Genomic DNA, 11769 nt, shown 5'->3' with positions numbered 1-11769 from the left:
TCAGGCAACCTGGACCGGAATGGCTTTCGCGGTACGCTTCATTTCGTTGTCGCCTTCAAAATAGGCCACTTTCGGCCGCCATGTACGCGCTTCTTCATCAGACATGGTGACGAAGCTGGCGATAATCACAATGTCGCCAACCTCAGCGCAGTGCGCCGCCGCGCCGTTCACCGAGATAATTCTGGAGCCGCGTTCAGCCGCAATCGCATAGGTTGAGAAACGTTTCCCATTGGTCACGTTCCAGATATCAATCGCTTCGTTTTCCAGAATACCGGAGGCATCGAGGAAATCCTGGTCAATGGCACAGGAACCTTCGTAGTGCAGGTCCGCCTGCGTGACTTTTACGCGGTGGAGCTTGCCTTGCAGCATGGTGCGAATCATAACATCTATACCCTGTCGTTTATCTTGACTAAGCAGGCGCTTGTGGCCTGCTTTGGAAATTCTCAGGCAGTATTGCCCGATTTTTAACCCCTGTCTACTGGGCTAATGTAACGCTTTGATTATCGATCAGACGCGCCTGACCCAGCCAGGCGGCGGCCAGAATCACTGCGCGTTTGCTGGTTTCCGTCAGCTCCTGCAGCGTGTCGGCATCACGGATTTGAATGTCGTCGGCACGGAAGCCTTTTTCATTCAATTCCTGTTCGGCAATGGCAATAATCTCTTGCAGCTCACGATTACCCGCAATCAGTTTTTCAGCGATGCTATTCATCACGTTGTGTAGACCTGGCGCAATTTTGCGCTGCTCTGCGGTCAGATAACTGTTACGTGAGCTGAGCGCCAGACCGTCTTTGGCGCGAATAATCGGCACGCCGACGATCTCAATGTCATAACTCATATCCGCCACCATTTTGCGGATCAGCGCCAGTTGCTGGAAATCCTTCTCGCCAAAGCAGGCGATATCCGGCTGGATCAGGTTGAACAGCTTGCTGACGATGGTCGAGACGCCGCGGAAATGACCTGGACGGCTGGCGCCTTCCAGCATGGTGGAGAGGCCGGGAACATCAACGTACGTATGGCCTTCCAGCCCCTGCGGGTAAATTTCCTCAACGGCTGGCGCAAAGACATAATCGACTTTGCGTTTGTTCAGCTTTTCACAGTCTTCCTGCAGCGTGCGCGGATAACGCACCAGATCGTCCGGCCGGTCAAACTGCATCGGATTGACGAAAATGCTGACGATCACCACATCAGCCCGGGCTTTTGCCTCATCGACCAGCTTCATATGGCCGTCGTGCAGGTTGCCCATGGTGGGAACCAGTGCGACGCGTTTACCTTCCTGACGCAGACGACGAATATGCTGGCGCAGCAGCGGCAGGGTTTCAATGATTAGCACAACAAGACTCCTTGAGTTGCTTGATGATCCTGCCCGATGGCGCTGCGCTTATCAGGCCTACATCCATTGAGGATCTGTAGGCTGGATAAGACGCGTCGCGTCGCCATCCGGCACGGTTAGAAAAATTAGTGAAAGCTGTGTTCTTCGCCCGGATAAACGCCGGACTCCACTTCAGCCATATACTGCCGTACGGCGGCGCGCATGTCGCCAGCTTCGGCAAGGAAATTTTTCGCAAATTTCGGGATGTGGCCGCCGGTGATGCCAAACGCATCGTGCATCACCAGGATCTGACCGTCGGTGACGTTGCCCGCGCCGATGCCGATCACCGGAATCGACAGTGCTTCGGTCACGCGTTTTGCCAGCTCAACCGGCACGCACTCCAGCACCAGCAGCTGTGCGCCAGCGGCTTCTAAGGCCAGCGCGTCATCCAGCAGCACTTGTCCGGCGTCGCCGCGGCCCTGTACCTTGTAGCCGCCAAAAATATTGACCGACTGCGGCGTCAGCCCCAGATGGCCGCAGACCGGAACGGCACGATCGGTGAGCATTTTCACGGTATCAACCAGCCAGGCGCCGCCTTCGATTTTGACCATGTTGGCACCGGCACGCATCACCGTGGCAGAGTGCTCAAACGCCAGTTCCGGCGTAGCGTAGGCCATAAACGGCAGATCGGACAGCAGCAGGCAGTTGGGCGCGCCGCGGCGTACCGCACGGGTGTGGTAGGCGATATCTTCAATGGTCACCGGCAGGGTGGAGTCGTGCCCCTGCACGGTCATGCCCAGCGAGTCGCCGACTAGCATCACGTTGATGCCAACGTCTGCGAACAGTTTGGCAAAGCTATAGTCGTAGGCGGTAATCGTCGCGAAGCGCTTTTTCTCTTGTTTGCATTTCTGCAGCACAGCGATAGTAGTGGGTTTGCTCATAACCTCTCCGGCCATAATATTGATGAATAGAATGGCCGCATTGTAGGGGAAGAGAGGGGGAGACGTTAGCTTTTTGTAGGGAAATCCCGGCAGTTTGCCTGCCGGGGAAGAAAGAGGTTATGGGTAGCTGATGGTGAAAACGCTAGTGGCTTTAAACTCCCCAGAAGTAATCGTGCTGTTACCGTCGCGTTTTAATAATGCCTGGAAGTGGAGGGTTTGTGAGGTGGTACTTCCAGAACCGCCATCACCATAAATCCCATTGGAGCCAGCCTCTTCATCTTCATAATCTTTATAAATTGAGTTGCTGTCATTGGGGATTAATACCATTTGTGGGCTTACCGCGTTAGCCAGGCCGCTGATCTCTACACCAACGCCCTGAGCGGCATTACTGGCAATGGTATTCCCTAACAGAGAAGTATCCACCCCGGTAACTGAGCTAGCCATTTTGACTTCAATATTATGAATACGAATACAGTTTTGCAGCTCAATAGCAAACTGGACTGGGGTAGCGCCATTTATAATGCTATTTGGGCTGTATGAGCCCAGTTTTACGGTGGAACCGCTAACGGTTGAACCGCTCAGTACCGGCGTCGTCATACAGGTAGGCAGCGTTACGTTGACCCCCACCAGGTTGGTGATTATTTTATCATTATAACTACTAATGCCACTGCCTGGGTTTTCATTTTTAACCCGAAAAACATAATCTTCAGTCGTTAATAGCGTGATGGATTCACCACCAGCAGGGTCGAAAGTAGCATCGGTGAAGAACTCAATTTGTCCCATCAGACTTAATGCGCCTTGGGTATCAACATATTCTGGGGTTTTACCGGTAGAACTATTGTTACACCAGCCGTAATCATCGGTCAGGGTAACATTAAACGAATTTTGTTCGCCGAGATAAAACTCAGTAATATTTGAGGATACGTGAAATCCATGGAGCTCAGTGACGTGAAACGTATAATACAACCCAGTGAGATTGGTTTTAAATAGTTTATGTCCGCCATAACTATAACCAGAATCCACTATGCCAGATGTAATCGTAAGAGGGCCTCCTGAGCCTTTTGAACTCCGCGTACAGTAAAGCAACCCAACCGTTGCGCCGCGCCAGTAAGCGCCACCTAAATCAAGTTTAATATTGGCAGGGGCCAGCGTTGATGTTCTGGAAAAGACCAGCGTATTGCCGGTGCTGTAGGTGTACGTTTGCGAACCATCCCTGTCAGGGCCGCGTTTCCCGGAACCATCAACATTACCACCGTAAACGAACGTATTTTGCGCTATTGCGCAGTTTTGTGTAAACAGCAGTAAAAAAAACAGGTAAAGAATCTTCTTCATATTATTATCATCCATGATATGTTACTGTTTATGCTCGGTTATGGTATATCGCATAACATATTTATTCATAGGTTACTCCCACAAGCACGCTGGCGGATACGGCTCCGCTGGTGATTGACTGGCCGGGTACAATTTTTTGCATCCTGGCATAAAACGGGTAACGGGTATTTTCATATTCTGTTGCGCTAACATCATAAATGCTGCGCGGCGTGCCATCAGTATTCAGAACATTAAAAATATTCTGGGCGTCATATGTTGACAATATTATGACGCCTACGTTTTGTGGGCCGCTGGCGGTCTCATTAGCAAATATTTGATTAGAGTAACGGGAGAAATTTCCCGATAACGGTGTAAAGTGAAAAGTAATTTTACTCGGGGTAGTGCTACCAACCATATAACATGACTTTAGTGTGATATAAAAAGCGCGGCCACCACTTTGCATATCATCGGGCGTGCCCTGGTTGACAAAATAGCTGCCATCTACCGTACCTAAATCAATGGACCCATTATTCTCAAGTGTGATTTCGCAGCTGCTATTAAGAATATTAGCCTTAATTTCGACGTTTTCGTTTGCAACACTATTTGTCGATACGCCAAGCGCGCCAGCGATCAGAAAAGGGAGGTATCGTGTCATTGGCATATTACTCATATTGAACCGTGAAAACGGCCTGGGTCGCAAATGAACCGGGCTGTAGGTCGTTGGTCGTTTTGCCCGTCTCAGGCACGATGCGCGTGCTGAGCGGCCAGACGACGGTGTTTTGATCTCTCGCACCGCTGACATCGACGATATTTTGTGGGGCTGCTTTACACGTAAGTTGCTTGCTCCCGGTACTCTGCGGTGTTTCCGTGGTCCATACCTCTGCGGATACGCCCGATGCCGCCCCTGCGCCGCTTAAAGCATTTTTATAACTATTACCGCTACCACCAACGCCATCGCAACCTGTGGTGCTGGTCATGATGACTATCGCCTGCTCTTTCGCCAGGCCGGTACAGTCACTAAATACCAGCGAGAAGGGAACCGCTTTGGATTTATTAATGACCTCAGGAATATAAACATCACCAATATTAATCGTTGAGCCTGGCGAGTGGTTATTGTCATAAAGCTGCATGGTGCAGGTTCCTGGCGCCACAGTTGTCTTTACGGTGAGCTCTAGTGAATTACTGCCCGCCATGCTCATTTCGATAAATGCGATAAATAATAGCGGCAAACATGAAAAGCGCAGGTTAAACATTGTGTTCGCCCTCATCATTGATAGGTAAATACAAAGGTGGCTTTGGCGGAAAACTCTCCAGGAAGCGGACCTGCGCTGCTGTTCGAGCGGCGGATCATGGCGCTGAGATCATAGCCGTTCTTAACCTGATCGTTAGTCCAGGTGACTTTTTGTGAGCCATCGACCTTTACGCGGCTTCCATCATCGCTGCCCATCGGTTTAAATCCCAGAGCAATATTCTCGGCGGCATTTGCTACCCCTGTGTCACCGTCAATTAAATAACTGCTTACGCTAGTGGTCCCAGTGATGGTCATTGTTAGCGAACTAATATTGTTATTACACTCTGTTGGCAAAAGCCGAAAATTGCCCTCCGAGAGACTGGTGCGGTTGCTGATATCCAGTACCCCCATTTCCGGGAGGGTCAGGATATAAGCGGCGTTGCCACTGCTGGTTAGTGTTGTACTTCCTACGGCGGTTATCGTTATCACGCAAGTCGTTTCTTCAATGGTGGCGGTGTAATCAACGCTCAACTGCTGTTCCCGAACAGCGGTGTGCCCACTCCCTAAGAACAATATTCCCGCAAGCGGAAAGAGCTTATACAAATGCAGTTTCATCATCTTTCCTTGAGATTTATTCCATTGAGCACATCACGGTATTGAGGACCAGTGGCTTCCCTTTTTCCGGCATAGTTTGAGGCAGTTGGTAGCGAACCCGACAGGCGCGCGATTGATTTTTCTCTATCCAATTCACCGTGAGTTCCCCCTGCTCATCAATACCACGCACAAAAGCGACGCCACCTTGCCCTACTGCGCCGATGACCGTTCCTTTTGATGTAACCAATTCTGCGGCAAAAGGCACGGGTAACCCGTCGCTGCGTACCAGATTCAGGATGGCAGAACGCCCCTGATCGGTCTCAAATTTACTGAACAAAACGGCCCCTTGCCTTGGCACCAGCGTTGTACTTGTGCTCTTTAGCTCAACATCGTTTTCCAGATTGCTAATGCCGAGAGAAATCGTGTTTTCACGGTAAGGAGAAAGGGAATTACTCACGCCATAACCAAAACGGTCAATGGTACTGTTGCCATAGTTAAGGTTGGCACCTTCCGCACCCGGAGCGTTAACGACAACCAGCGTGTCATTGGAGGTAAAGCTATCACTGGTAAAGGTTAACCCACCGCGGTGCAAGACAAAGCCGCCATCGGTGCTTAATGAATACTGACGAGAACTATTGTTACTGGCATAGGCAGAACCAGAGAGTGTGCCCCAGGGGGATTCGTAACCCACAAAGGTGTTGACCGTGGCGATATCCTGGCTCTCTTTCGCCAGGTTGTATCCGGTGCCTACGCTGTAGTTCCATTTATTATCCGCACTGTTGCCATTAGCGCTGACGTTATATTGGCTCGTGCCATCAAAATCATTACTCATACTGGTATTGAGCGTGCGGAATCCACCTGCGTCGGGTTCAGTGCCGAATAATCTATCCAACGGAATCGACAGGCTGACATAGACTGAATCGTCTTCATCGCCATCTTCGTTGTAGCTGCGTTGCAGACTGACGCTGTAGCTGCCCCAGTTGAATGAATTACTATAACCAAAAGAGAAGCTGCTCTGTGTGTTATTGGAAACCCAGTAGTCGCTCCATGTACCCGTTAAATATAATGAACCATAATTTGTGTCACCGTTCTGCAAACTTTGGTTGAGGCTGACGTTGAACTGATTTTTCAGGCGTCTGTCACTCAACATGCTGTGGTAATCACCATTCGTCGGATTATTCGCGTTATCAATCAGCAATAGCGCATCATTCAGGCTAAGGTAGTTTTTGGTTGAATAGCGATATGCCGCAATATTGAGCGATGTATTTGTGGGTGCGAAAAATTTATTCCATGCAACACGGTAACTCTGCCCCTCGTAACTTTTATCGTCGGGAATGTCGGCATGTGATTGCGTAATATCGATAGAAACCGCCCCGAGAACAGTATTCATACCGACACCTAGCAATCCAGCGTAGAAGCCATTGTCCGTGGCCTGAAAGCCGGTATAACCTGTAAAGGTATTGTTCAGCCCATAATAAAATGTCCCCTGGGCGAGGCCGGGTTTATCGACTAACTCATCCTGATTGACCTGTCCAATATTGATATCCCAACTGCCTACACCGGGATGCATCATCTGCACTAGCGATGAAAATGGCTGGCTGAAGGTGTGTTTTGAACCGTCGGCTTCTTCGACGGTGACGTCCAGGTCGGCACCATAGCCCGAAGGCGTCAGGTTGTTAATTTCAAATGGCCCAGGAGGGACGGTTGCTTCGTATATCTTGTAGCCATTTTGGGTGATCGTGACTTTAGCGTTACTTTTCGCAACACCACGTACAACGGGCGCATAGCTGGCTAATGCGCTAGGCAACATGCGTGATTCACTGTACAGGCGAGCGCCCCGAAAACGAACGGAGTCAAATGCATCCCCTGACGTGCTTGTTTCGCCTAAGACAATCTGTGAGCGAAGCGAGGTAATATCATGTTGTACATAGCGATTCTGGAAATCAAAGGATCTATTACCTTTATTGTCCCACGAGTAGTTGCCCTGCGAACGGAAATGCCACCCGCCAAGATTAATTCCGCCATTTAAACCCACGTAGAAGCTGTCGTTGTTTATGCCGTTGTTCTCGTTACGCCAGGCATTGAGATTATATGAGAGCATGGCGGCATTGATACCGTCATCCCACAGAGAAGGGTCAACATAATTGGTATACCCTGCCATAACGAACGCTTGCGGTACGGTGATATCCAGGCGTTGTTCACTCATATCGTAACGCACAGATGAGAAGGGAATCAGGGTGGAGAGATTAAGACAGTCTTCCCCATCCCCTGTGCTTTTACGCAAAACGGCTTCATTGTTATCTTTACGTTCGGGTTGACGAATATGAAGCTGTAATAACATGGTCGGCGTTAAACAAGCCTGGGCGCTTTGGCCTTTACCCATATCGATAAATTCAATTTTTTTACTGCTGTTGGATTTATCATTGACAAAAATACTGACGTCATAAGTGCCAGGTAGAGCAGCGTTGCCTTGTGTATAACGACTTAAATCGATGCTATTTGCCTGGCGCCCCATTAGAAAGCTTTGGTCAAATTCAACCTTCTCCCCATCGGCCAGGACTGTATGACTGCACGCGAGTGTTGTACAGCACGCAACAAATTGAGCAAGGTATTTAAACTTAATATGACTCGGTGCATACGACATAACAATTCCACAGTGAAACATTAAAATTGAAAATATTAAAGATTGGCCTTGCCCTTTATTCCACCGCCAAAATCGCTAATTGCATGATATTCCAGAGTGGCGCCTGTCGGTTTGCTGTTTAACCCTTTTACCAATAAATCCATTTCACTCTTCGGTTCTGACATTGATGGCTGTACTTCATATTTTTTGCCGCCAGAGATAATATTGATAGAGTTAAATGAGACAAAATAAGGGGTAGGGTTACTCATGTGAATAACCAGGTGCCCGTCTTTTTGCTGTGCGCGCCATGTTAATTTGCTGGGGGCTTCAGCCGCAGAGCCTTCCAGCCCGTCCGGACGGTAAAAAAGTTTAATTCTGGTACGAAATGCTAGCTGTAGCAGGTTTTTCCCTTTGGCATCTTGCTCACTGACTTTTGGGGGGATTTCCAGAGCGTTAAACCAGTAAACCGTTTCTCGGTCTTTAGCGAGAGCTTTGTTGCCGGTGTAGGTGATCTTTGCCGTTTGTCCACGCTTTGCTTCAATACGCGAAACGGGAGGAACAACGGTAAAGGGGACATTTAGCGTGCTAGGGTCGGCGTTATCATCGCCAGTATCCAGCCAGGCTTGTACTAACAGCGGCCTTTCGCCTTTATTTTCCATGCGAATGACGGCTTCTTTTTGTGCTTCTTTATATACAATACGCGTACCCGAAAGCACGATATCAGCAGCCGCGTACTGGCTACCTAACATGCCTATCGCGCTGATTAACCCGAGTGTAAAAGCGTGTGCTTTAATCATTATTGTTCCTCCGTGAACGGAATAGATATTAAAGGAAATAGCATCTACTATTTCCTTTCGTTGACGCTTTATAACAAGTAAATATTACGGATAAGTAATAGTGTAAGCGGCGTTGCTTTTTACAAAGCCAGCAACAACCGGTACCAGTGTCTTGTTTTGTGTCACATAGGAAGCAGCAAAGTCCCAGCTTGCTACACCGCTAGTATTAAAAGTAGCGGTATATTCATCAGCAGGATCATTTACTTTTACCTGCTTGAAGGTACCATCAGCCTTAACATTATGGATTGCCAGATTTACACCGCTTGATGGGTTGTTAATGCTGGTATCGTTATTCAGGGTGCCGCGGCTGTTACTGTAGAACAGTGAACTCATCACCATGGTGGCGTTCGGCTTCGCTGTGAGATCCATTCCTGAGTTACTGCAATCGACAGTAATTGAGAACAGCTTCGGTTTTGCGCCGAGGGTTGCGAGGTTCACGTCGCCTGCAGTATTGACTTCAGCAACAGAGGCTGTTGATAACTGAATGTCTTTATCCTGCGCGCCTCCGTCAACGTGCATATCGCAAGTATTATCACTTACCAGACCCGCAAAGTTCAGTTGACCGCCATCCAATGCAAATGCAGATGTGGACACACTTGCGGACAAGATGACAGAAAGGGCCAGTAACTTCGTATTCATAAAATATCCTTATAAAAAATTAGTTGTGAGCTCATAATAAAATTATGAACTCGTGGGGATTTATACAGACATTATTTTCCATTGTAAAATCCGTTGAGTGAATTGTTTTTTATTAAAAATTCATCGTAAAGATGATATTTTATTTTTATATTGTTTTTTTTGGTTTTTGATGTAATCTGGAAACTTAGAGGTTTAACTAACTAAATTAGAATGGTATTATTTCCTTACTTTTCAATTGATTGGGGTTTTTTGTTTGTAAGTGGTTTTTTTAATTAAATAATATTTAATTTTAAATTAAATGAAATTTAATTTATTGATTGAATGATTAATTGTTTTAAGTTCATAGTTTAGTATAAATAATTTTACAGTTTTTAACGGCTATTTTAACAGCGAAATTACCAGAGGGCGGGACAGTGAGGATGGTAAGCAGCAAGATAGTTTTTTAACGGAGTATTGCCTGGGAAGAGCAATTCCGGGGCGATTTCAAACAGCGGCCACAGCATAAAGCCGCGGTTTTCCATATCGTAGTGCGGAACCGTCAGGCGCTCAGTGTTAATGACTTCATCGCCAAACAGCATAATGTCGAGATCCAGCGTTCGCGGCCCCCAGCGTTCAGCTTTACGCACACGGCCCTGCTGCAGCTCAATGCGCTGGGTATGGTTAAGCAATTCTTCGGGGGCGAGAGTGGTATCCAGCGCCACCGCGGCGTTCAGGTAATCGGGTTGATCCTGTGGGCCTAATGGCGGTGTGCGGTAAAACGAGGAAACGGCCACGATTCGGCTGTCAGGGATTTCACCGATCGCTTTCACGGCAGCATTAACCTGCTCCAAAGGGGAGGCGAGGTTGCTGCCAATGGCGATATAAACGACAGTCACGCACTTCCCTCGCGGCGCGGCGCGCGTTTGCGCGGACGTGAACGGCGGCGGCGTGGAGCAGGATCGTCGTCCAGCTCGTTGAGCATCCCTTTTTGTTCCGGCGGCGCGGAAGCCTGAAACTCGGCCCACCACTGCGCCAGACGTTGCAGCTCAGTATTATTTTCCACCTGAGCGCGCAGCTCCAGCAAATCAAACGCGGCGCGGAATTTGGGATGTTCCATCAGCTTCCAGGCGCGTTTGCCCTGGCGTCGCGACATCCGTAGCTGAAGCTGCCAAATATCACGGGTAAGCGTGGTAAGGCGTTTCGGGATCGCCAGCGAACGGCAGGCTTCATCCAGCACGTCATTCATGGCCAGCGCGAAAGCGTCGTAATAGGCCAGACCGCTCTCCTGAGCGATTTTTTGCGCCATCTCCAGCAGCGGATACCAGAACATGGCGGCAAACAAAAATGCCGGATTAACGCGCATTTCGTTACGGATGCGGTTATCCGTATTCTTCAACACCAGCGCAATGATGCGTTCCATTGCGCTGTCGCCGTTTTCGGTGAAATAACGCGTAATGGTAGGAAACAACGGCTGGAAGAGGTGGTATTCCCGCAGTTGTTGATAGGTTTCAAAACCGTTCCCCGCCTGCAACAGCTTCAGCGACTCTTCGAACAGGCGCGCGGGAGGAATGTCGTTTAGCAAGGTTGCCAGACGCGGGATTGGCTCAGCCGTTTCAGGGCTGATACGCATATTGAGCTTCGCAGCGAAACGCACGGCGCGCAGCATTCGAACCGGATCTTCGCGGTAGCGCGTTTCCGGATTGCCGATCAGGCGAATCACGCCTTCTTGCAGATCCTGCATCCCGCCGACGTAATCGCGCACGGTAAAATCCGCTACGCTGTAGTAAAGGCTGTTAATGGTGAAATCGCGGCGCTGGGCATCTTCTTCGATAGAGCCGAAGATATTATCGCGCAGCAGCATACCGTTTTGCCCACGCTGGGAGGTCGTACGGTCGCTTTCACTGCCTTCATGATGACCACGAAACGTTGCCACTTCGATAATTTCCGGGCCAAACATCACGTGAGCCAGGCGGAAACGACGCCCCACCAGACGGCAATTGCGGAATAATTTCCGCACCTGATCCGGTGTTGCGTTGGTGGTCACGTCGAAATCCTTCGGCTTTTTGCCGAGCAGGAGATCGCGGACGCCGCCGCCGACCAGGTAGGCTTCATAGCCCGCTTTGTTCAGCCTGTACAGTACCTTGAGGGCATTTTCACTGATATCTTTGCGGGAGATAGCGTGCTGTTCACGCGGGATAATCGTCATATGTGGACGGGCGACGGCTTGTTCTGCCTCGCTCTCCTCGCGGCTTAACACCTTACGGCAAAAATTAGCGACTCGGGTAAAAATAGCGCACCTCGGTAGT

The 11769-nt window shown here is 49.3% G+C and carries 12 protein-coding genes; all 12 read right to left on the bottom strand.

The window, feature by feature from the left end; genetic code table 11:
* Positions 1–381, bottom strand: a complete 381-nt coding sequence (panD, locus tag NAZ64_RS16970; protein WP_000621526.1) for an aspartate 1-decarboxylase — start codon at positions 379–381, stop codon at positions 1–3.
* Between the two features lie 94 nt (positions 382–475).
* Complete coding sequence (gene panC, locus NAZ64_RS16965) at positions 476–1330, bottom strand: pantoate--beta-alanine ligase (protein WP_024797611.1); 855 nt, start codon at positions 1328–1330, stop codon at positions 476–478.
* A 125-nt stretch (positions 1331–1455) separates the two neighbouring features.
* Positions 1456–2250 carry a 3-methyl-2-oxobutanoate hydroxymethyltransferase gene (gene panB / locus NAZ64_RS16960; protein ID WP_076934765.1) on the bottom strand — a complete coding sequence of 265 codons (795 nt, stop codon included), beginning with the start codon at positions 2248–2250 and terminating at the stop codon, positions 1456–1458.
* 117 nt (positions 2251–2367) lie between these two features.
* Positions 2368–3582, bottom strand: coding sequence for a fimbrial protein (locus tag NAZ64_RS16955; protein ID WP_483640993.1), 1215 nt, complete (start codon positions 3580–3582; stop codon positions 2368–2370).
* Positions 3583–3643: 61 nt separating this feature from the next.
* Positions 3644–4231, bottom strand: a complete 588-nt coding sequence (locus NAZ64_RS16950; RefSeq protein ID WP_223228848.1) for a fimbrial-like protein — start codon at positions 4229–4231, stop codon at positions 3644–3646.
* On the bottom strand, positions 4224–4814 hold the full coding sequence (locus tag NAZ64_RS16945) for a fimbrial protein (protein WP_076934766.1): 591 nt from the start codon (positions 4812–4814) through the stop codon (positions 4224–4226). The genes NAZ64_RS16950 and NAZ64_RS16945 overlap by 8 nt, the downstream gene beginning before the upstream one ends.
* 14 nt (positions 4815–4828) lie before the next feature.
* A complete protein-coding gene (locus NAZ64_RS16940) occupies positions 4829–5410 on the bottom strand; it encodes a fimbrial protein (RefSeq protein ID WP_078057564.1) in 582 nt (193 codons plus the stop codon).
* A 13-nt stretch (positions 5411–5423) separates the two neighbouring features.
* On the bottom strand, positions 5424–8030 hold the full coding sequence (locus NAZ64_RS16935; RefSeq protein ID WP_115286332.1) for an outer membrane usher protein: 2607 nt from the start codon (positions 8028–8030) through the stop codon (positions 5424–5426).
* A gap of 35 nt (positions 8031–8065) precedes the next feature.
* Complete coding sequence (locus NAZ64_RS16930) at positions 8066–8806, bottom strand: fimbrial chaperone (protein WP_115286331.1); 741 nt, start codon at positions 8804–8806, stop codon at positions 8066–8068.
* 84 nt (positions 8807–8890) lie between these two features.
* Positions 8891–9484: a fimbrial protein gene (locus tag NAZ64_RS16925; RefSeq protein WP_115286330.1), complete on the bottom strand. Its 594-nt coding sequence runs from the start codon at positions 9482–9484 to the stop codon at positions 8891–8893.
* Positions 9485–9879: 395 nt separating this feature from the next.
* Positions 9880–10359 (bottom strand): 2-amino-4-hydroxy-6-hydroxymethyldihydropteridine diphosphokinase, encoded by a 480-nt coding sequence (gene folK, locus NAZ64_RS16920; RefSeq protein WP_253777115.1) that lies wholly within the window; start codon positions 10357–10359, stop codon positions 9880–9882.
* Positions 10356–11753 carry a polynucleotide adenylyltransferase PcnB gene (pcnB, locus tag NAZ64_RS16915; RefSeq protein WP_220569921.1) on the bottom strand — a complete coding sequence of 466 codons (1398 nt, stop codon included), beginning with the start codon at positions 11751–11753 and terminating at the stop codon, positions 10356–10358. The genes folK and pcnB overlap by 4 nt, the downstream gene beginning before the upstream one ends.
* Positions 11754–11769: the final 16 nt, after the last annotated feature.

The sequence above is a fragment of the Salmonella sp. A1325 genome (assembly GCF_056991255.1).
The sequence above is the reverse complement of the archived record's forward strand: the minus strand, read 5'-3'. Positions and strand labels throughout refer to the sequence as shown.